The sequence below is a fragment of the Arthrobacter sp. 01T425 genome (assembly GCF_056398725.1).
In genome coordinates this window covers 168,317-188,387 of sequence record NZ_JBFTPY010000005.1, presented here as the reverse complement: position 1 = coordinate 188,387, position 20,071 = coordinate 168,317, and the positions used below count along the sequence as shown (strand labels likewise).

General features: G+C 67.4%; 19 protein-coding genes. 15 read left to right on the top strand and 4 right to left on the bottom strand.

From position 1 onward, the window contains the following. Positions 1 to 25 precede the first annotated feature (25 nt). From AC1DNG_RS08565 to AC1DNG_RS08535, 7 genes are all read left to right on the top strand, one after another. Positions 26 to 1,345 carry an MFS transporter gene (locus tag AC1DNG_RS08565; protein WP_476849780.1) on the top strand — a complete coding sequence of 440 codons (1,320 nt, stop codon included), beginning with the start codon at positions 26 to 28 and terminating at the stop codon, positions 1,343 to 1,345. An 85-nt stretch (positions 1,346 to 1,430) separates the two neighbouring features. Beyond that, positions 1,431 to 2,195, top strand: coding sequence for an SDR family oxidoreductase (locus AC1DNG_RS08560; RefSeq protein WP_476856980.1), 765 nt, complete (start codon positions 1,431 to 1,433; stop codon positions 2,193 to 2,195). A 90-nt stretch (positions 2,196 to 2,285) separates the two neighbouring features. Then, entirely contained in the window at positions 2,286 to 3,218 is a 933-nt protein-coding gene (gene kce / locus AC1DNG_RS08555; RefSeq protein ID WP_028275471.1) for a 3,5-dioxohexanoate:acetyl-CoA acetone transferase, read from the top strand. A 4-nt stretch (positions 3,219 to 3,222) separates the two neighbouring features. After that, positions 3,223 to 4,242: a glycerate kinase gene (locus AC1DNG_RS08550; protein ID WP_476887136.1), complete on the top strand. Its 1,020-nt coding sequence runs from the start codon at positions 3,223 to 3,225 to the stop codon at positions 4,240 to 4,242. A gap of 712 nt (positions 4,243 to 4,954) precedes the next feature. Continuing rightward, positions 4,955 to 5,446 carry a carboxymuconolactone decarboxylase family protein gene (locus AC1DNG_RS08545; protein ID WP_476860200.1) on the top strand — a complete coding sequence of 164 codons (492 nt, stop codon included), beginning with the start codon at positions 4,955 to 4,957 and terminating at the stop codon, positions 5,444 to 5,446. 172 nt (positions 5,447 to 5,618) lie between these two features. Beyond that, complete coding sequence (locus AC1DNG_RS08540) at positions 5,619 to 6,956, top strand: FAD-binding oxidoreductase (protein WP_476887135.1); 1,338 nt, start codon at positions 5,619 to 5,621, stop codon at positions 6,954 to 6,956. Between the two features lie 119 nt (positions 6,957 to 7,075). Continuing rightward, the gene (locus AC1DNG_RS08535) at positions 7,076 to 7,945 is read left to right on the top strand and encodes a DUF4031 domain-containing protein (RefSeq protein WP_476887134.1); all 870 of its coding nucleotides are present in this window, start codon (positions 7,076 to 7,078) and stop codon (positions 7,943 to 7,945) included. Between the two features lie 34 nt (positions 7,946 to 7,979). On the opposite strand, the gene AC1DNG_RS08530 is transcribed toward AC1DNG_RS08535, so the two are convergent. From AC1DNG_RS08530 to AC1DNG_RS08520, 3 genes are all read right to left on the bottom strand, one after another. Next, positions 7,980 to 8,453 carry an SRPBCC family protein gene (locus AC1DNG_RS08530; protein WP_476887133.1) on the bottom strand — a complete coding sequence of 158 codons (474 nt, stop codon included), beginning with the start codon at positions 8,451 to 8,453 and terminating at the stop codon, positions 7,980 to 7,982. Positions 8,454 to 8,523: 70 nt separating this feature from the next. After that, entirely contained in the window at positions 8,524 to 8,937 is a 414-nt protein-coding gene (locus tag AC1DNG_RS08525; protein ID WP_028275466.1) for a YccF domain-containing protein, read from the bottom strand. A gap of 142 nt (positions 8,938 to 9,079) precedes the next feature. Beyond that, positions 9,080 to 9,631, bottom strand: a complete 552-nt coding sequence (locus AC1DNG_RS08520) for a YceI family protein (protein WP_028275465.1) — start codon at positions 9,629 to 9,631, stop codon at positions 9,080 to 9,082. A gap of 398 nt (positions 9,632 to 10,029) precedes the next feature. Between AC1DNG_RS08520 and AC1DNG_RS08515 the strand changes: the two genes are divergently transcribed. Beyond that, entirely contained in the window at positions 10,030 to 11,079 is a 1,050-nt protein-coding gene (locus AC1DNG_RS08515; protein WP_476887132.1) for a metallophosphoesterase, read from the top strand. Positions 11,080 to 11,156: 77 nt separating this feature from the next. On the opposite strand, the gene AC1DNG_RS08510 is transcribed toward AC1DNG_RS08515, so the two are convergent. Beyond that, the gene (locus tag AC1DNG_RS08510; RefSeq protein ID WP_476887131.1) at positions 11,157 to 12,167 is read right to left on the bottom strand and encodes a glycoside hydrolase family 16 protein; all 1,011 of its coding nucleotides are present in this window, start codon (positions 12,165 to 12,167) and stop codon (positions 11,157 to 11,159) included. A 301-nt stretch (positions 12,168 to 12,468) separates the two neighbouring features. Here AC1DNG_RS08510 and AC1DNG_RS08505 point away from each other — a divergent pair, with 301 nt between their 5' ends. The 7 genes from AC1DNG_RS08505 to AC1DNG_RS08475 all read left to right on the top strand — a co-directional run bounded on the left by AC1DNG_RS08505 (position 12,469) and on the right by AC1DNG_RS08475 (position 20,054). Then, a complete protein-coding gene (locus AC1DNG_RS08505; RefSeq protein WP_243180637.1) occupies positions 12,469 to 13,320 on the top strand; it encodes a glycosyltransferase family 2 protein in 852 nt (283 codons plus the stop codon). Position 13,321: 1 nt separating this feature from the next. Further along, a complete protein-coding gene (locus AC1DNG_RS08500; RefSeq protein ID WP_476887130.1) occupies positions 13,322 to 14,320 on the top strand; it encodes a glycosyltransferase family 2 protein in 999 nt (332 codons plus the stop codon). Positions 14,321 to 14,413: 93 nt separating this feature from the next. Continuing rightward, positions 14,414 to 15,514, top strand: a complete 1,101-nt coding sequence (locus AC1DNG_RS08495; protein WP_476860207.1) for a hypothetical protein — start codon at positions 14,414 to 14,416, stop codon at positions 15,512 to 15,514. An 11-nt stretch (positions 15,515 to 15,525) separates the two neighbouring features. Further along, complete coding sequence (locus AC1DNG_RS08490; protein ID WP_476887129.1) at positions 15,526 to 17,619, top strand: glycosyltransferase; 2,094 nt, start codon at positions 15,526 to 15,528, stop codon at positions 17,617 to 17,619. A gap of 8 nt (positions 17,620 to 17,627) precedes the next feature. Beyond that, positions 17,628 to 19,511, top strand: coding sequence for a hypothetical protein (locus AC1DNG_RS08485; RefSeq protein ID WP_476887128.1), 1,884 nt, complete (start codon positions 17,628 to 17,630; stop codon positions 19,509 to 19,511). Then, entirely contained in the window at positions 19,501 to 19,878 is a 378-nt protein-coding gene (locus AC1DNG_RS08480; RefSeq protein ID WP_476887127.1) for a hypothetical protein, read from the top strand. The genes AC1DNG_RS08485 and AC1DNG_RS08480 overlap by 11 nt, the downstream gene beginning before the upstream one ends. Further along, positions 19,875 to 20,054, top strand: a complete 180-nt coding sequence (locus AC1DNG_RS08475; RefSeq protein ID WP_026538140.1) for a hypothetical protein — start codon at positions 19,875 to 19,877, stop codon at positions 20,052 to 20,054. Before AC1DNG_RS08480 ends, AC1DNG_RS08475 begins: the two co-directional genes overlap by 4 nt. Positions 20,055 to 20,071 lie beyond the last annotated feature (17 nt).

Genomic DNA, 20,071 nt, shown 5'->3' with positions numbered 1-20,071 from the left:
GCCCACGAGCCAAGGACCCCGACCCATGTCAGTTGTATCCGCAACAAAGAAGATGCGCACGCCACAGGAAATCAACGGCGTGATCTTACGCCGCGTCATGCCGCTGCTGATCGGCGCCTACATCATGGCCTTCCTGGACCGCACCAACATCGGTATGGCCAAGGACCGGCTGGAGATCGACCTCGGCATCTCGGCCACCGCGTACGGCATCGGCGCCGGGCTGTTCTTCCTGACCTACGCCTTGTCCGAAATCCCGTCCAACCTGATCATGCACAAGGTCGGCGCCCGGTTCTGGATCATGCGGATCATGATCACCTGGGGCATCATCTCCGCCGGCATGGCCTTCGTCCAGGGCGAATGGTCCTTCTACATCATGCGGATGCTGCTCGGCGTGGCCGAGGCCGGACTCTTCCCGGGCGTCATGTACTTCCTGACGCAGTGGTTCGTGGTCAAGGACCGCGCCAAGGCCAACGGAATGTTCCTGCTCGGCGTCTCCATCGCCAACATTGTCGGGGCCCCGCTGGGCGGGCTGCTGCTGACCTTTGATGGGCTCGGCGGCCTGCACGGCTGGCAGTGGATGTTCCTCGTCGAAGGACTCCCGGCCTGCGTCCTCGCCTACGTCGTCTGGAAGAAGCTCCCGGACCGCCCCAGCATGGCGACGTTCCTCACCGCCGAGGAAGCCGCCGATCTCGAGGCCCGCATCGCCGCCGAGGAGACCGCCGGCGCCGCGGCCTCCGGCAACCACCTGCTCCGCGATGTCCTGAAGGACAAGCAGATCCTCCTCGTTGTCGGCGTCTACTTCACCCACCAGATCGCCGTCTACGCCCTGTCCTACTTCCTGCCCTCCATCATCGGTACGTACGGCAAGCTCAGCCCGCTGCAGATCGGCCTGCTGACGGCCATCCCGTGGATCTTCTCCGCGGCGGGCGCCCTGCTGGTCCCCCGCTTCGCCACCGACGGCCGCCGCTCCCGGATGCTGGTCACCGGCACCATGACCGGCATCGTCGCCGGCTTCGCCCTCGGCGCCGTCGGCGGGCCGCTGCTGGGCATGATCGGCTTCTGCCTCGCCGCCTTCAATTTCTTCGCCCTGCAGCCGATTCTCTTCACCTACCCGGCCACCCGGCTCAGCGGCGCCGCCCTCGCCGGCGGCATCGCCTTCGTCAACACCATCGGCCTCTGCGGCGGCTTCCTGGGCCCCTACGTCATGGGCTTCATGCAGGACGCCACCGGCTCCAAGCTCTCCGGCCTGTGGTTCATCGTGGGCATGTGCGTCATCGGCGCGCTGCTGTCCCTGCTGCTCAAGCGCGGCACGGAGAAGCCCGCGATTGTTCCGGCCGCCCACTGACGCACTGCTCCCACCGCCCGTTCCGGATGCGCCCCGCCGCGCGTTCGGAGCGGGTTCGCAAGCCATCTCACTGCAAGGACTACTCATGGATTTCACCGCCAAGCGCATTCTCGTCACCGCCGGAGCGAACGGCATCGGCCTGGCCATCGCCAGCAAGTTCCGGGAACTCGGCGCCACCGTCTTCGTCACCGACATCGACCCCGACGCCGTCGACAAGGCCCGCGTCAACGGGCTCCTCGCCGCGGTCAGCGACGTCTCGGACGAGGGCCAGGTCCGCGAACTCATGGACACCGTCCGGGACGAAATGGGCGGCCTCGACGTCCTCGTCAACAACGCCGGCATCGCCGGTCCCACCGGGCCCCTGGAATCCCTCGACGCCGCGGCGTGGAAGGCAACCTTCGACGTCAACATCCATGGCCAGTTCTTCTGCATCAAGCATGCCCTGCCCCTGCTGCGCGAGGGCAGCGGCGCCTCTATCGTGAACCTGTCCTCGGCCGCCGGGCGGCTGGGCATGGCCGGCCGCAGCGCCTATTCGGCGTCGAAGTGGGCCGTCGTCGGGCTGACCAAAACCCTCGCGATCGAACTTGGCCCGGACGGCATCCGCGTCAACGCCATCTGCCCCGGCGCCGTCAACGGCCCACGCATCGACTCCGTGATCGCCGCCAAAGCCCGGATGCTCGAGCTGCCGGCGGACGAGGTGTCCGCGCTGTACCACAACCAGTCCTCGCTGGGCCGGCTGATCGAGGCCGAGGACATCGCCAACATGGCCGCCTTCGTGGCCAGCGACATGGCCCGCAACGTCAACGGCCAGGCACTCGCCGTGGACGGCAACACCGAAAAGCTCTACTGACCTGAACTGAACTGCCTGGGGAGCCGGTCCGCCCCAGGCCGCCGCCCGCCCCGCACCCACGCTGCCCCGCCCCACCAAGGAGACATTCCCATGGCTGCTGCCCGCAAGGTCATCATCACCAGCGCCGTCACCGGCGCCATCCACACCCCGTCCATGTCCCCGCACCTGCCCGTCTCCCCCGACGAGATCGCCGACGCCGCGATCGGCGCCGCCGAGGCAGGCGCCGCGATCGTGCACATGCACGCCCGCGACCCCAGGGACGGCCGCCCCTCCCAGGACCCCGAGCACTTCGCCCCGATCCTGGACAAACTCAAGCGCAACACCGACGCCGTCATCAACATCACCACGGGCGGCTCGCCGCACATGAGCGTCGAGGAGCGGATGCAGCCGGCGGCGCTGTTCAAGCCGGAGCTTGCCTCACTCAACATGGGCTCGATGAACTTCGGGCTGTACCCGATGCTGGACCGCTTCACCGAGTTCGGCCACGACTGGGAGCGCGAGGGGCTCGAAAAGAGCCGCGACCTCGTCTTCAAGAACACCTTCCAGGACATCGAGACCATCCTGGGCATCGGCAACCAGAACGGCACCCGCTTCGAGTTCGAGTGCTACGACATCTCGCACCTGAACAACCTCGCGCACTTCCACGGCCGCGGGCTGGCCAGGGGACCGCTGTTCGTCCAGTCGGTCTTCGGCCTGCTCGGCGGCATCGGCGCGCACCCCGAGGACCTCATGCACATGCGCCGCACGGCGGACCGCCTGCTCGGCGAGGACTACGAGTGGTCCATCCTGGGCGCCGGCAGGAACCAGATGCCGCTCGCCACGATCGGCGCCGCCATGGGCTCCCACGTCCGGGTGGGCCTGGAGGATTCCCTGTGGATCGGTCCCGGCCAGCTCGCCGCGTCCAACGCCGAACAGGTCACCCGGATCCGCACCATCCTGGAAGCCCTCAACTTTGAGGTCGCCACCCCCGACGAGGCGCGGCAGATGCTGCAGCTCAAGGGCCGGGAAAACGTAGGGTTCTGAGCCGATGAGCATCCTGGTGGCCCCGGACAGTTTCAAGGGCACCTTCACCGCTTCCGAGGTGGCCGGGCACATCGCGGCCGGCATCCGCACGGCCGGCGCGGCGGCCCGCGAGCTGCCCGTGGCCGACGGCGGCGAGGGCACCACCGAGGCCCTCGCCCGCGGTCTGGACGCCCGGCCCGTCCTTGTCACCACGGTCGGGCCGTGGGGCGAACCCGTCGAGGCGGCGGTCGGGCTCACCGCCGACGGGACCGCCGTCGTCGAACTGGCCGTCGCGAGCGGCCTCAACCTGCCGTCCGCCGGCGGCCGGGACCCGCTGACGGCGAGCACGTACGGCACCGGCGTCCTGATCGCGGAGGCCGCCCGGCACGGCGCACGCCGCATCGTGGTGGCGGCAGGGGGCTCGGCCACCACCGACGGCGGGGCCGGCGCCATCGCCGCGATCGAGGAACGCTGCGGGCTCCGCGGTGCCGAGCTGGTGATCCTGAGTGATGTCACGACGCGTTTTTCCGACGCCGCACGCGTTTTCGGGCCGCAGAAGGGAGCCGGGCCGGCCGCGGTTGAGCTGCTGACGCACAGACTCGAACTGCTCGCGGCGGAGTTCGCCCGGGACTACGGCCGCGATCCCCGTCTGGTGGACCGGACCGGCGCTGCGGGTGGCTTCTCCGGCGGAATGTGGGCCCGTTACGGCGCCCGCCTGGTCTCAGGGGCGGACTATGTCCTGGATCTGCTGGGCTTCGACGCGCAACTGGCCGCCAGCAGCGCGGTGGTGGTCGGCGAGGGCCGGCTGGATTCCCAGACCGGCCAGGGGAAGATCATCGGTGCCATCCTGGCCCGTGCCGGCACCACGCCGGTGTATGCGGTGGTGGGATCGGTGGATCCGGACCTCGGCGACTACGCAGACAGCTTTGCCCGCATCATCGTGGCCGGAGATCCGGCAGCCATGCAGGCGGCGGGGGCGGAACTGGCCCGTGCGGCTTCGGCGGCTTCCCCTGCTGGCGCTGCTCCTGCTCCTGCTTACCCGTGAGTCCGCGGGACATGTCCTCCTTGGCCCGCGCCAGTGGACATACTCCCTTTGTGCCCATCCCCGGACCTGAAGGCTGGACATGTCCTCCGCTGCCGGATGTGACCAAGGGACATGTCCTCCCCCGCTCCGCAAAATAGCCCAAAAACTGGACATGCCCATCGCTGCCACGTGTGACCACCGGGCATGCCCTCCGCTGCCCCGTGCCAGTGGACATACTCCCTTTGTGCCCATCCCCGGACCTTAAGAGTGGACATGTGCCCCGCTGCCGGACGTGGCCACTGGACATGTCCTCCCGCGGCCGCACGATTGGCTGAAAACTGGACATGTCCCCCAGCGGGATCCGGCGAAAATCAACTCGTGAAGCCCGGCCTGGCGGAGCTCGGCGGCGCGAAGCCTGGCCCGGCTCGGAAGGCACGGCTAGGAAGGACCGGCTCAGAAGGCACGGCTAGGAAGGAGCATCTCAAAGGCGCGGCTCAGATGGACCGGCTAGGAGGAGGCCCGGCCTAGCGGAGCTCGGCGGTGCGAAGTCTGGCCCGGCTCGAAAGTAGCTGCCCGGGGAGGCCCGGCTCAGAAGGAGCGGTCCGGCGGCCGGGTCCCCCAAGGAGCCGGCCGCCGAACCAAACACTCCCACCCCCAAAGCTTGTCACAGGTTTGACAAAATTGTCACACGCCGCTCCGGGCCGTGCCGAGGCCCGTCGGTATTGTGGAATCCATGAATGACACGACGGCACCGCAGGATCCCGGGCACCGGAGCATATTCCTTGACAAGGCGCACCCCGCTGCCTGGCGCGCACTCAACGGGCTGGGCCTGAAAGCCAAGGAAGCCGCCACCGAGGCCGGGCTGGACGACACACTCATTGAGTTGCTCAATGTCCGCATTTCGCAGATCAACGGCTGCGCCTTTTGCCTGGACATGCACGTGGGCGATGCCGTCAAGAACGGCGAGTCGGCCCAGCGCCTGGCCGTTCTCCCCGCATGGCGCGACACCTCTCTGTTCTCCGAAAAGGAACGCGCAGCCCTGACGCTGGCCGAGGCCATCACCACCATCTCTGACGCCCATACCCGCGACCACGAAGGCGCACAGGCCAGGCGGCACCTGACTGCCGAAGAATTTTCCGCCGTCAGCTGGCTGGCGATTACGATGAACGCGTTCAACCGGGTTTCCATCGTCAGCCAGCACCCGGTCCGCGACGCCCGCGGCTAACCCACCGTCCACTCCCGCCAGCCGCCCGCACCAGGACACCCGGCGGACAGCCGCCCGCGCCAGAACACCTGGCGGTGCGCGGCCGGCCAAACAACGAGCCGTAGCCACAACCGGCGTGCAGTCGTAAGCTCGAAAAGTGGGGCGGAGCCGCGGTCACCGAGGGAGCACTGCCATGAGGTGGGTCAGGCCGGGTCACCCGGAGTACGACGAAACACGAAGACTCTTCAACGCGATGATCGACCGCCATCCGGCCGTCATTGCCCCGTGCGCCGACCCGGTAGGGGTGGCCGAGGCGTTGGCGTACGCGCGGACACACGGCTTCGAAGTCGCCGTCCGGGCCGGCGGCCATTCCGTAGCCGGCATGTCCATGAACGACGGCGGCCTCGTGATCGACGTTCGTCCGATGAAGTCCGTGCGGGTGGACCCGGAGGCCCGCACTGCCACGGTGGGCGCGGGCCTCACCTGCGGCGAGTTTGACCGCGCCACCCAGGAATACGGCCTCGCCATCACGGGCGGGCGGGTCTCCACGACCGGGCTCGCGGGTTTCACGCTCGGGGGCGGGTCCGGCTGGCTCGAGCGCGCCTTCGGCTTCGCCTGCGACGACCTCGTCTCCGTGGATCTGGTCACCGCCACCGGCGAGCAGGTGAGGGCCAGCGCCCAGGAGAATCCCGAACTCTTCTGGGCCCTGCACGGCGGCGGCGGGAACTTCGGCGTCGCCACCTCGTTTACGTTCGGCCTGCATCAGCTGGGGCCACGCGTGCATGCCGGGGTGCTGATGTGGCCGGGGGACGCGGCCCCGGAACTCAGCCGCGGATACCGGGACCTGGCCTCCGCGGCTCCCAACGAAGAGTCCGCCACCCTCATCTACGGGATTGCACCGGCGGAACCCTTCGTGCCCGCGGCCATGGTGGGCAAGATGGCGGTGTACGTCGTGTATGTCTTCGCCGGGGATGCCGAGGAAGGCAAAGAACATGCCAAGGCATACCGGGAACTGGGCCCTGTTGTGGACCTGGTGGAAGACACCGGCTACGCAGACTTCCAGTGCTCCCTGGACGACCCGCCGGGCAAGTACAACTACTGGAGCGCCGACTACCACGATGAACTCTCCGACGACGCCCTGGACGTCATCATCGACTCGGCCCGGAATCTCCCGGGACCAAGCTCCCAGCAATTGATCGCCCATTGGGGCGGGGCGGTGAGCGGGCCGGCCGCCGCGGCCACCCCGCTGCTGAACCGGACCGCCAGCTGGGTGAGCCACCCGTTCGGCCTGGGTGACACCCCGCAGGGCGGGCAGGACGCGAAGGCATGGGTCAAACGCTTCCGCCAGGACATCTCCCCCTACGCGACCGGGGGCGTCTGGCTGAACTTCATCGGCGACGAAGGCCAGGCCCGGATCCGCGCGGCCTACGGCGACGAAAACTACAACCGGCTGGCAGAAGTGAAACGCGAGTTTGATCCCGGGAACGTGTTCCGCGGGAACCAGAACATCCGACCCGCCGTCGCGGTGTGACCACAACGGCGGTGGCCCCGCCTTCGCGGCATGACCCCGACGGCGGCGCCCTCCCGGTGCCCGCACCGGTGCGCGCAGTCCGGGCCGCGCGTGTCCGCGGTCGGGGCTAGACTGCCACCATGGCCGTCTACGTCGATCCGCCGCTCTGGCCTGCCCACGGAACCCACTTTTCCCATCTGGTCTCGGACACGTCGCTCGCGGAACTGCACGCCTTCGCCGCAGCCGCCGGCATCCCCGGGCGAGCGTTCGACGGCGACCACTACGACGTCGCCGAGGCCCGGTACGAGGCCCTGGTGGCGGCCGGCGCCATTCCGGTGGAGGGCCGGGTCCTCGTCCGAAAGTTGATCGCCAGCGGGTTGCGGATCCCGGCCCGACGGCGCGGCAAGGCCCTCCGGGTGCCGCTCCTGAACCGCTGGAACGAGGCGTTGCCGGGCCACGACGCCCTCTTCCTGGACCTGCTGGACCGCTGGGGCGAGGAACACCGGACGTACCACGGCCGCACCCATCTGCTGGCGGTGCTGGAAGCCCTGGACCTGCTGTGCGATCCGGCCGATCCGCCCCGCACCGTACTGCTGGCCGCCTGGTTCCACGACGCCGTCTACCGCGGCGTGGCAGGCCAGGACGAGGAAGAGTCGGCACGGCTGGCCGATGACCGGCTCCGGCATGCCGGTCTCCCGGCCGCCGAGGTGGACGAAGTGGTGCGCCTGGTGCTGCTGACGGCCGACCACTGTCCGGAGCCCGGAGACGACGACGGCGCTCTGCTTAGCGACGCCGACCTCTCCGTCCTCGGCGGGGAACCGGAGGCCTACGCCCGCTACCTCGCCGCCGTCAGGGAAGATTTCGCCCACATCGGCGACGCCGACTTCGCCGCCGGCCGCGCCGCCGTCGTCCGCCAGCTGCTGCAGCTCGATCCGCTCTTCCATACCGACCGTGGCCGGACACTGTGGCTGGACGCGGCCCGCCGGAACCTGCAGGGCGAACTCGCGTGAGCCGTGTGCCGGCCTCCCACCGGCGGCCGGCGGCTCAGGCAGCCACGCTGAGGTGATTCGCCAGCCGGTCGAACGACTCGCGCCACCCTTCGCCATGGCGGTCGCGGCTTTCCGCGGAGTCGAACGGCCCCTGGGTGAAGGTCATCTGCGTGCCGCCGTCGATCTCCTCCAACCGGATCGTCACCTCGGTCTCGAAGCCGCGGGTTCCGTCCGGCTTGTCCCAGGCATGGGTGAACACGAACAGGTGCGGCGGCTCGACATCGGTATGCACCCCGCTCCACCAGAATTGCTGCCCGGTACTGTCCTGGATCTTGCAGGCGCGGTACAGGCCGCCGACTTCGAGGTCCGCGTCGACGCTCTCACGCGGGACGTGGAAGCCGCGCGGGCCCCACCACTGCGGAGCCTGGTCCGGGTCCGTCAAAGCCGACCACACGCCCTGGATCGGCGCCCTGAACTCGCGGACAATGACCAGCATGAGGTCCGTGTCGCCGTTTGCCGTTTGGCTCATGGTCCTCTCCCTCGGATTGCTTGAACTGACAGGCGAAGTGCCCCCGGCCTGCTGGCTGCGCTGCCGCCGCCTAGCGCCGGCCGGGGCTGTAGGCGGTCACATAGGGGGTGTTGCTCGGGATGATTTGTTTGCCGAGCGGCATCAGCGAGATGGGTATGAGCTTGAGATTGGCGATCGCCAGCGGAATGCCGATAATCGTGATGGCCATGGCGAAGGCCGTAACGACGTGCGCGATCGCGATCCAGATCCCGGCCACAAGCAGCCAAATGACATTTCCCACCAGGGTGAATATGCCGTTGCCGCCGGGCTTGTCCACCACCATGCGGCCGAACGGCCACAAGGCATAGGATGCGATGCGGAACGAGGCCAGGCCCCACGGAATAGTGACGACCAGCAGGCAGCAGACGACGCCGGCCAGGAAATATCCCAGGGCAAGCCACAGGCCGCCGAAGAGCAGCCAGATGATGTTCAGGAGTGTCTTCATGGATTAATTCTCGCCCGTAGGAGTGACATTCGGATCAGTGGTTTACCCGGAAAGATCCCTGACTTTCGCGCCCAACCCCGGACAGGTTTCCACGAGCCCGGTCCACGGGTGCCCGTCCGGGTTGGGCCCGCCTCGTCGGTGCTTAGGTATCGGCCTGTTTGACCATGGCGGCCTCAACGTTGATCTTGACCTTGTCGCTGACCAGCAGGCCGCCCGCTTCAAGGGCGGCGTTCCACGTCAGGCCGAATTCCTTCCGGCTGATGTCCGCCTCGGCACTGAATCCGGCCCGGGTGGCGCCGAAGGGGTCCACCGCCACACCGGTGTACTCGACTTCGAGCTCCACCGGCTTGGTGACTCCACGGATTGTGAGCTCGCCGGTCAGCACATAGTCTTCCCCCTCGCCCCGGATCCCGGTGGCCCGAAAAGTCATGTCGGGGAACTGCTCAACGTCGAAGAAGTCCGGGCCGCGGACGTGGCCGTCGCGGTTGGCGTCGCCCGAATCGAAGCTGGCGGTCTTGACCGTGGCGTGCAGGCTTGCGTCCGCCAGCGACTCGCGCACCCTTGCCTCGGCGGAGGCCTCGTTGAACCGGCCGCGGACCTTGCTGATGCCCGCGTGGCGGACGCTGAAACCGATTTCGCTGTGGGACATGTCCAATGTCCACACTCCGGGGGTCAAACCTTCGGGCAGAGTCACAACGGTCTCCTTCGAGCGGTGGCGGGCCTGTCCCGCCGGGGCGGTCGGGGTATTCCCCACTCTGCATGCTAACGAGGAAGCCCGTCCCGGGCTAGGTCCCACCGGCCCTGACGCGGGACACGCGGCGCGCGACACGCCAGGCGGCGGCGGCGGGCGTCGGCGTCGCGCGGCGGCGGCGGGATTTCCGGCGGCGGGTCCAGCGATCCGGGGCCGGACGCGTTCTCTGGCCTTCGCTCCACGGCCGGGTTACTCTGGCCTATAAATGCCGGCCAATCACCGAATTTCGCAGAACTATTTACACAGTCCTGATCAACCAAATGATGTGAGGAATCGTGGCCAGGTCCCTGGGGAAACATGGCAAGGCGGGTATCGGCGCTTGCTTGCTGAGCCTGGGTCTGTTGCTTTCCGCCTGCCAGCCCGGGCCGCCGGAACCCGCACCGCGCCCGAGCCCCGGCACGCCGTCGTCCCCCGCGCCGTCGCCCCCATCGCCGTCCACCGCGCCGCCGTCGTCGTCTGCCGCGCCGTCGGCCGGCGAGCCCGTGCATTTCACCGCCCAGGGTGACATCGGCGTAGGCTCGGGCGCCAAGAAAGTGCTCGACGCCGTTGCCGGCCTCAAGCCCCACCTGAACCTGGCTCTGGGCGACTTCGCATACAAGGCCGGGCACGAACAGGAGTTCTGCGACATGGTCACCGCCCGTCTCGGCGAGAACTTCCCGTACCAGTTGGTGACCGGAAACCACGAGAGTGACGGCCGGGATGGCGACATCGAGAAGTATGTCCAGTGCCTGCCCAACAGGATGCCCGGCCTCCAGGGCGAATACGGCGTCCAATGGCGCCTCGATGTCCCCGAGCAGAATCCGGTTGTCCGCTTCATCATGGTTTCCCCCGGCATCGATTTCCGGGGCGGGGAGCCGCTGGACTACTCAAGGGACAGCGAACGCTGGCGCTGGACCGCGGACGCCATCGACGAGGCCAAATCGCAGAACATCCCCTGGACGGTGGTGGGCATGCATACCCCGTGCCTGAGCGTCGGCAACTACGACTGCCAGGCGGGGCAGGACTTCACGAACATGCTGATCGAAAAGCAGGTGGACCTGGTCCTGTCCGGCCACGACCACGTCTATCAGCGGACGCATCAACTGGCCACGGGCGGAGGCTGCGCGGAACTCGTTCCCGCGACCTTCGCCTCCGCATGCCTGGCCGATACCGATGACGCCATGGCCCAGGGCTCGGGGACCGTGTTCGCCACCGTCGGCGTTGGCGGCGTCGGACTCTACAACGTCCGATCCGAGGACCCGGAGATGCGCTACTTCGCCAGCACATCCGGAAAGAACCAGGACCCGGCCTTTGGGACCCTGGACGTCATGGCGACGGCGGATGAACTTGCCGCCCGGTTCATTCCCGCCGACGGCTACAGCTTCTCGGATTCCTTCACCCTCCGCCGGTAATCTGCTGCGGCATTAGGGCTCAGGTGTGCGGCGGCGGGTAGGCCGCCGGTAAGCCGTCGGACGCGCCCCGAGAGGGCTCAGGCCGGCACCCAGATGCTGACCCAGTCCAGGTAGACGTGGCCCTGGGTTTCCGGAGCCGGACACAGAGGCAGGCAGGATTCGGTCTGCAGGATGAAATGCATGGGCGTCGAGGGCACGTCCGTTGTGCTCGCGCCGATGGATCGTCCGTCAATGAAGAACTCAACGCGACCGGGGGTCCACTCTGTCGTGGCAACATGCCAGTCTGTGGAAACTTTATTGGAAAAGAACTGTTCAAAGCGCTTTGGATCCAAAGACATGAAATGGGCAGCTGCCGTCAGGATTGCTCCGAGGTCGCCTTCGGGGAAATCTATCTCCCCGTCCCGCGGCCAGATGCCACTATCCGGCCACAGGAGCCACGCCGTCTTGAAGCCAGGCATGGCATCCCCCCTGTACCGGACTGAGTAGCGGCCGTACAGCATGCTGTTGGCCCTCGGGGGATTTTTGCTGGCATTCGGAAATTTGGGCGTGGGCGCGGCACCCATGAAGACACCGTTTTCCGAATGCATGAACCAGTCCAGAACGCCGTTTTTGACGCTCAGGACTTTCGAGGGATAGTAGCCCGATTTTCCGCCGCTGACCTGTCCGTCCGTATCCGGTGTTCCGTCTTTGTATCCGGCACTCCACCGGTCCCGGTAAAGCGGCCCGGGAAAGGAGCCCAGGGGGACGTCACCGCCGGAGAAGTCCTCCACAAAGACGTTCCTCCATCCGGGCAGATCCCCCGACATGGCCGTGTCAGTGGTCCGGTCCGGAGGCGGTGCCGATGTCCGGGCAGGCCGGGACGCCGGCGCGCCCCCAGTCGCAGGGGCGGCAGTGGCGGTGCCACCTGCCGGCGGCTCGGTCGGCGCCACCGACTGGAGCCCGGGCTGTGCCCCTCCTGTTCCGGCGTCGGTCGGCGGAGCCGCCGGCGACGCCGAAATGGACGTGAACAGCGGCCGCTCGCCCTGTGGAGCGGCATCCGTGCCGCACGCCGCCAGGGCCATGACCAGGACCATGGCGGGAACCGCCATGGTCCTGAAGGTCAGGAGACGCCGGCGTCCTGCCGGCACGCGCCCCCAATGAACGGGTGTCCGCATCGAGCCAGTGTCGCATGGAGGCAACCGCCCATCAACAGTTTTGCCTCAAATTTGGTTGAAAGTTCCAGTTAATCCAAGGTTAATGCAAGGTGGCGAAACCAAACTTTAACCCTGGGGTATATCACTAAGTTGTCGACAACCGAACAGCGTAAGCATTGGGTCTATTTTCCGGTCGGAGGAGTCGGAAAGCGCTGTAGTTGCGACGAGCAGAATACGTCATTGAGTGGTGAGGCCAGTGTCCATCCCGAATCTCAAGCCGAACGTGCGCCCCCAAACGACGCCCCCGCCGGCAAATCCCTCGGTCAGCGTGGTGATCCCCACTTTGAACGAGGCAATGAACCTGCCGTGGGTGCTGCGGCGTATGCCCTCCTATGTGGATGAGGTGGTAATTGTTGACGGCCGTTCCCTGGACGGCACAGTGGAGGTGGCCCGGGCCTTGCGCCTGGACGTCGTGGTGGTGGCAGAGCCCCGCCCTGGCAAAGGAAACGCCGTGCGGGCCGGATTCGCCGCAGCCTCCGGCGACATCATCGTCATGCTCGACGGGGACGGCAGTATGGACCCCCAGGAGATCGGCTGGCTGGTGACTCCGCTCCAGCACGAATACGACTTCGTCAAAGGCTCCCGCTATGTGACGGGCGGCGGCTCAGACGATCTCACATGGCTGCGCAGCGGCGGAAACAAGATGCTCACCCGGCTCGCCAACACTGTCCTCCACAGCGACTACTCGGACCTTTGCTACGGCTACATCGCCCTGCGCCGCGAATGCGTTGACATTCTGGAGCTGGAGTCGGACGGGTTCGAGATCGAAACTGAACTGATTGTGCGGGCCTCAAGGGCGGGCCTGCGCATTGCCGAGGTGCCCAGCCACGAACTGTCCCGCATCTCGGGGCAGTCAAACCTGCATACCTTCCGGGACGGCTGGCGGGTCCTCCGCACCCTGGCCCGCGAGCGCGTGAGCTGGGAAGCCCCGACCGCCGGCGCCCGCCCCGAGGCCCTGCGTCGGGTCAAGTACAAGTACCCCAACGAGGTCTTCCCGCACGTTCCCACCGATCCCAGCAGCGTCCTGGGCGTACGGGCAGGCGAATAGGATGTCCGAGAACTCCAGCCTTCCGGAAGTATCCGTGGTCATTTGCTCCTACTCGGAGGACCGGTGGGACCAGCTGATCGGCGCCCTGGACTCCGTCCGCACCCAGACCTTCCCACCCAAGCAGACGATCGTCGTCGTGGACTACAACGTGGACTTGTACAAGCGCCTGATCTTTACCGTCCCGGATGCCGTAATTATCGAGAACGCCGGACCCAAGGGTCTCTCGGGCGCCCGCAACACCGGAGCAGGCATCGCTAAGGCCGAGATCGTGGCCTTCCTCGATGACGACGCCGAAGCCGAGCCGGACTGGCTCGAACGGCTCGCGGCGATGTACGACGATCCCGACGTTCTGGCGGTCGGCGGCCGGGTGGAACCGCTCTGGGAAGCCGGACGGCCGGGCTACTTCGCCAACGAGCTCGACTGGATTGTCGGCTGCACTTACCGGGGAATGCCCAAAGTCGCCGCCGAGGTCCGCAACGTCATTGGCGCGAACATGTCCTTCCGCGCCAGCGTCCTGGAACGGGTCGGCGGTTTCAACACAACCCTGGGCCGTCAGGACGCCGTCCCGCTGGGCTGCGAAGAGACCGAACTGTGCATCCGCGCGGTGATCGGAGCTCCCGGATCCCGGGTGGTCTATGAGCCCGCGGCCCTGGTGCACCACCACGTTCCGGCCGAGCGCGGCACCTTGCGCTACATGCTGGCCCGTTCCTGGGGCGAAGGGATTTCCAAGGCGCAGGTCAGCAGGGTGGTCGGCCACAAACGGGCACTTGGTCCCGAACGGCGCTATGTCCGGCAGGTCCTGCCTCGTGCAGTATTCGCCGGAATCCGCGGCTGGCTCGGCGGCGGGGACCGTGCCGGGCTCGGCCGGGCAGCGGCCATCATCGCCGTGCTCGCGGCCACCGCGACCGGCTATGTGCGCGGCCGCCGGCTGCCTCCGGCGCCGTCGCCGGTCAAAGCGGCTGTTGTGACGCCGGAAGAGCCGTGGCGGGAAGTCAAATGAACCGCGCTGCGCCCTTCCCCGTAGACCGCCGGGTGCAGGCCCTGCACCCGGAACCACCTGACCGCAGGAACCCGACCCCAGAAAGCTTGGATCATGAGCCAACCTGAGCGCGACGTGAAACAGCCCATTGGCGCCTCTGCCGGAGCCTCCTTCGATGTCCACGGGATCGTGGGCATCGACGTGGAGGCGGGCACACCAGGGGAACCGCAACTGCGCGATATGCTCGCCCCGTTCCTGGGGAATTCCACCGCGCCGCGGCGGATCACCATCGGCGCCAGGATATCGCCGGTTTCCAGCCAGTCGCACGCGGAGGATGCCTACCGGTTCACCGGGGAGTCCCTCTATATTCCGGCGGACCGCGTCCAGATCATCGAAACAAAGGACGGGTACCGGATCGAAGGCGCCGGTGAGCTCCTGACCTCTGTGATTCCGCTGCTGGACCGGCTGTGTGTCCAGGAGGAGACGGCAATGATCCATGCTGCCGTGGTGGACTTCCGCGGCTCCGGGGTTCTCCTGCCGGCCTGGGGAGGTGTTGGAAAGACCAGTACGGTGGCGAAGCTGGTGGCCATGCCCGATGTGCGGTTCATGGCCGACGACTGGGCCTTCATGGGCGCCGGCGGAATGCTCATGGGCTACGCCAAACCGATGTTCATCAAACCCCACCACCGCGCCATCTACCCGGACATGTTCCGGGGAACCCGCAAGCCCCTGGCCCCCGGATGGCTGACGACTCCTGTCGCCCATCTGGCCACGGCGGTCCATCCGGTCATTGTCCGCTATCCGAAAACAGCCGCATTCACCCGGCGCTGGTCCCCCGAACACCGCATGGTGCAGCCGGAGCATGTTTTCGGGGCGCAACGGATCTCGTCCGCGGCGCCGGCACAGCTGGCCATCTTCCTCGAGCGCTTCGACGGCGCGGACGCGCGGCTGGAAGCACGCAGCGCCGAGTGGATGACCTCCCGGGTCGTCGGCAACTTCCATTCGGAACTGCCCATGGTCTCGCGGCGCCTTGTCGAGGCCCTCGGCGCCACCAGCCTGGTCCCGCTGGAGGAGCATTTTGGCCAGAAGGCGGCCGTGGTGCGCCGGGCCCTGGAGGACGTTCCCTGCTGGCTGCTCCGGCTTCCCGCCGCTTGGTCAGCGGACCAGGCCTCTGACTTCATCGCGAATCTGGTTCGTTCAAAACTGGATGAGTGAGGCGAGGCCACGTGAGCGATCTGAAGGTGTCGGTTGTTGTTCCGGCGCGCAATGCCGCAGCCTGGCTGGGCGAGTGCCTGGAGTCGATCCGCAGCCAACACCCGTACGAGATGATCGTGGTCGATGGCTGCTCGACGGATGACACTGTCGAAATCGCCCGTGACTGCGGGGCGACTGTCATCTCCGATGAAGGACGCGGCCTGCCTGCCGCACGGATGCTCGGCGCCCGCAGTGCCACCGGCGACGTTGTCGCCCTGATCGACGCCGACGTCGTCCTTCCGCCGAAGAGCCTGTCCCGGCTGCTGACCGAATTCGCGGCCGGCGGCTACGACGGCCTGCAATTCGGGCTGGCCAGCGAAGCCGACGGCCCCGGCTATTGGGGGGCTGCGCTGGCCTGGCACCACAACCACAGCCGGGTGCGCAAGTGGTTTGGCGTCAGCGCCACGCTGATGCGCCGCGACGTGCTGCTCGACGTCGGGTTCGACGACGACTTCCGCTCCGGGGAGGATGTGGAGCTGAGAATCCGGCTGGAGCAGGCCGGGTTCAAGCTCGGCGTCTCCGACTCCGTGGTGGTCAGGCACCGGTTTGACGACACGTTCGACTACGCCCGCGACCAATGGCTCCAGGACGGGGCCGGGATGGCCCGGACCGTCCGCAAGCACACGGGCCGCGCCGGCTGGCTCGTGATGCTGCCACTGCTGGCCACCGTGCGGGGGGTCGGCATGTCCCTGGTCCGGGCACCCCGCTTCCTGCCGTACTGGATGGGCTTCCTGCTCTACAACTACCGCGCCATGGCCGGCGAGCTCCTGCGGCCGGCCCACAAACCGATCTCGGTCGGCGGGAACGCGGCCTGGCTGGCCGCCGCGAGGATTGCCCCCATGGTGACGGGCTTCCTGTTCTGGGCACTCGCGGCCCTCGTGCTCCCGCCGGAGCAAATAGGCCTGGGGTCCGCGGTGGTCGCAGCCGCGCTCCTGACCGTGCAACTGGGGATGCTCGGCGTCGGGCCTGCCACGCTGACGCTGCTGCCCGCGGAAACTGACGGCGGCCGGCGCCTCATCGCCACCGGCCTGCTTACCGTGGCAACCTGCTCCCTGCTGGGCGCTGGCCTGCTGGTTGCCGTCACCTCGTGGCTCGGCACAGGCGTGGGCGAGGCCTGGGCCGACCCCCTGGTCACCATTCTTTTCCTGGCCACGGCACTGCTCGCCGCCACCGCCTACCAGCTGGACCACGTGGGCGTAGCCCAGGAACGGGCCGACCGCACGCTGGTCAGAAGCCTCGCACAGTCCCTCGTCCAGCTCCTCTTCCTGGCCGCCGCGCTGGCCGCCGGGCTCCGTGACCTGGCGGTGATTGTGGGCGCCGTTGCCGCCGGCGCCCTGGCCAGTGTCCTCGTAGGGCTGCGCCAGCTCGCCCGTGCCCACGTGTCCCCGGACTGGAAGCACGGCTTCCGGCCTCGGCCGGCCCTCAATCTCCTGAAGCCGGGGCTTCCCAACCACGCCCTCACGCTCGCCGACCGCGCGCCCGGCTACCTGCTCCCGCTCATCGTGGCAGCTACCCTGGGCCCGGCGTCGACTGCCGCCTGGTATGTGGTCTGGATGATGGCCTCGGCAGTGTTCTTCGTGCCGCAGTCCGCCGGGTTTACCCTGCAAACGGCCCTCGCGGGTTCACGGGCGCGGCCGGGCCTCCTCGCCTCAGCGTTACGGGCCAGTTTTATGCTGACTCTCGTGGCCGGGCTGATACTGCTGCTGGCCGGCCCCCTGCTTCTGGGCTTCCTCGGACCGGATTACGCGTCCGCGTGGGTCCTCATTCCTGTACTCGTCCCGGCACTCCTCCTGAGTTGCGTGACCCAGGTCTACTACGGGCTGTGCCGGGCCCAAGGGCGGCTTTTCGAATCCACGATAGTCGCCACTCTGGCCGCCATCCTGGTCGTGGCACCCGCCGCGGCAGTGGCGCAGCAATATGGCCTCACCGGGGTCTCAGTCCTATGGGCCGTTGCCCAAGCGGCTGCTTGCCTGATGGCCACCTGGCGCCTGATCACCCTGACCCGGATGAAGCCCGCCTCCACCGCAGGCGAGATTCCTTCAGCGGCGCGCCACCAGCCGACCTGAATCGAGAAATGATGACACACGAAACGGCAACAAGCCTCCCTGTGGGCACCGCCCACCGGCATGAGGCGCATGCGCACGTCGGCGGTGCTAAGCCGCCCACCCACCGCAACCTCGGACTCACGCCGTCGTGGCACATCGGTGCCCTGGCCGCGGCAGCCGCGGCCGCGCTCGCCCTCGGCGTGTGGAGCATGAACCAGGTCAATCCTTTTCAGATCGGCGGGGCCGGGCTGATTGATGCCCTCCCGCCGGCCTATTTCGTTGCGCTCGCGCTCAGCCTCGCCGGATTTGTTGCGTCGCTGAGCCTCCGCCGTCTGGTTCCGGCGCTTCTGACCTGGCAGCTCCTGGTCACAGTGGTTCTCCTCGACGGTGCTGACCCCATCATTCATGGCCTGCCCCGGCTCGAGGCCAGCTTCCGGCATCTGGGCATTGCGGACACCATTAGCCAATCGGGCCAGCTGGATCCGACCCTGGACGCCTACTTCAACTGGCCAGGATTCTTCAACGTGCTGGGAATGCTCTCCGGGGCGACGGGCGCCAAGGATCTTTTCGGGATCGCAACGTGGGCGCCGGTGGGCATCAACATCCTCCTGCTCGCACCACTGCTGGCCCTGGCCCGGCGGTTGACGGCAAATCCGCGCCAGGCCTGGGCGGCTGTCTGGATCTTTTACGTGGCCAGCTGGATTGGACAGGACTACCTGTCACCACAGGCCTATTCGTTCCTCCTCCTGCTCACACTGATTGCCTGCCTGCTCAGCGTCTTCGGCGGTTGGGCCTGGCCAACGGAGCGCACCCGCTTCTCCCGGTGGCTTGCCCGCAGTGTCAGCAAACTGGACAGCTCGGTCCCGCGGTATGGCGCCGCGGAACCGCACCGGGCGGACACGGCGATTCTCGTGGTGGTCTGCGCACTGATCCTGCTTGCCATGACGGCTTCACACCAGCTCAGCCCCTTCGCCGCGATCCCCATCCTGGCCGCGCTCCTGCTGACCGGACGTCTCCGGCTGCGCTTCTTGCCGGCCCTGGCCGTGGTCCTGCCCGTCGGCTGGCTGCTCTTTGCGGCTTCCACATTCGTGGAGGGGCATTTCGGCCAGCTGCTCGGCTCGCTCGGTGACATCGGTGCGAACAGCCTCGGCGCGCTGAGCAGCAGGGTCTCAGGCAGCGACGCCCACATGTTCGTGGTCTACACGCGCATGGCCGAGGTTGCGCTGGTCTGGGTGCTCGCCGTTGCCGGCGCCATAGTGGGCTACCGGCGGAAGGCACCGTGGCTGGCGGCCGCGGCCGCGGCGCTGGCGCCGCTGGTCCTCATTCCCCTCCAGCCCTATGGCGGTGAACTGCTTCTGCGCCTGTATCTCTTCAGCCTTCCGTTCGCCGTCTGCCTGGCGGTGCTGCCACTGATGTCAGACAGTGCCGCGGGGCTGAGCCTGCGCCGGGCCCTTGCGCTGCTGCTGATGGGCGCGGTGCTCGCTACAGCCACTGTCGTCTCCCGTTACGGAAATGACGGCATGGAAAGCTTCAACGACGACGAAATCGCCTTAGTGAACCACCTCTATGCGACAGCGCCCACCGGTTCCGTCCTCATTGAGGCAGTTCGCAACACCCCGTGGAGATACCAGCACTACGCGGACTACGACTACCGGGCGCTCGTTGCTGCCGAGCCCATTCCCAACGCCGCGCCGCTCAGTTGTGACGCGGCCAACCAGATCGCCCACAAAGCGGGCGCGTACCTCATCGTTACCGAAAGCCAGCAGGAGGCAGCCGAACTTCGCGGTTCGACTCCCACCGGCGACCTTCAACGTTTTACCGCCACATGCGCCACGAGTCCGGGCTGGACAAAGGTTTTTGAAAACGCAGGCGGCGTGATTTTTCACATCGAAGGAGTTAGCAATGGCAACTGAACGCAGCTACGTGAGCTATGCGACGGCAGCCGTCGCCGTAGCAGCCATACCGCTCTCGTTTGTCGGCCCCGAGGGCCTGCGCCTGGCGGTGATAGGCCTGCTGATGCTGGCCGGGCCTGGAACGGCGCTGGTGCTGCTCCTCCGCTTCGACCCCCCGCGCTCAGCCCAGGCAACTGGTGCGCTTCCCCTCAGCATCGCCATCGCAATCGCCTTCAGCCTCGCGATGTCCACCCTCGTGGCGACGGCGATGATCTACGCACGTCTCTGGTCACCGCCGGCGGCCGTATGCCTCCTGTCGGCCCTGACCCTCGTATTCCTGGGTCTTGAGCTCAAGCGGCCAAAGCGTGCCCTGGTGCGTGCGAAATGATCATCTTCCTGACAGGACTGGCCACCATGACGGCCCTCGTGAGCTGCGATGTGCTTCGCGTGTTGCAGCCGGACAAGGCACTCCCGCGCGCCGTGGTGATCACCACGGCAGCCCTGCTGGCCATAGTCGGCGTCGCGGTGGTCATGCAATTGGTGCATCTGGCGCAGCTGGCATGACAGAAACCGTCCGCCCG

Bases quoted from the DNA above. Each gene is read 5' to 3' on its own strand.
- AC1DNG_RS08565 (WP_476849780.1), top strand. From the start codon at position 26: ATGTCAGTTGTATCCGCAACAAAGAAGATGCGCACGCCACAGGAAATC.
- AC1DNG_RS08560 (WP_476856980.1), top strand. From the start codon at position 1,431: ATGGATTTCACCGCCAAGCGCATTCTCGTCACCGCCGGAGCGAACGGC.
- kce (WP_028275471.1), top strand. From the start codon at position 2,286: ATGGCTGCTGCCCGCAAGGTCATCATCACCAGCGCCGTCACCGGCGCC.
- AC1DNG_RS08550 (WP_476887136.1), top strand. From the start codon at position 3,223: ATGAGCATCCTGGTGGCCCCGGACAGTTTCAAGGGCACCTTCACCGCT.
- AC1DNG_RS08545 (WP_476860200.1), top strand. From the start codon at position 4,955: ATGAATGACACGACGGCACCGCAGGATCCCGGGCACCGGAGCATATTC.
- AC1DNG_RS08540 (WP_476887135.1), top strand. From the start codon at position 5,619: ATGAGGTGGGTCAGGCCGGGTCACCCGGAGTACGACGAAACACGAAGA.
- AC1DNG_RS08535 (WP_476887134.1), top strand. From the start codon at position 7,076: ATGGCCGTCTACGTCGATCCGCCGCTCTGGCCTGCCCACGGAACCCAC.
- AC1DNG_RS08530 (WP_476887133.1), bottom strand. From the start codon at position 8,453: ATGAGCCAAACGGCAAACGGCGACACGGACCTCATGCTGGTCATTGTC.
- AC1DNG_RS08525 (WP_028275466.1), bottom strand. From the start codon at position 8,937: ATGAAGACACTCCTGAACATCATCTGGCTGCTCTTCGGCGGCCTGTGG.
- AC1DNG_RS08510 (WP_476887131.1), bottom strand. From the start codon at position 12,167: ATGGCGGTTCCCGCCATGGTCCTGGTCATGGCCCTGGCGGCGTGCGGC.
- AC1DNG_RS08500 (WP_476887130.1), top strand. From the start codon at position 13,322: ATGTCCGAGAACTCCAGCCTTCCGGAAGTATCCGTGGTCATTTGCTCC.
- AC1DNG_RS08495 (WP_476860207.1), top strand. From the start codon at position 14,414: ATGAGCCAACCTGAGCGCGACGTGAAACAGCCCATTGGCGCCTCTGCC.
- AC1DNG_RS08485 (WP_476887128.1), top strand. From the start codon at position 17,628: ATGATGACACACGAAACGGCAACAAGCCTCCCTGTGGGCACCGCCCAC.
- AC1DNG_RS08480 (WP_476887127.1), top strand. From the start codon at position 19,501: ATGGCAACTGAACGCAGCTACGTGAGCTATGCGACGGCAGCCGTCGCC.
- AC1DNG_RS08475 (WP_026538140.1), top strand. From the start codon at position 19,875: ATGATCATCTTCCTGACAGGACTGGCCACCATGACGGCCCTCGTGAGC.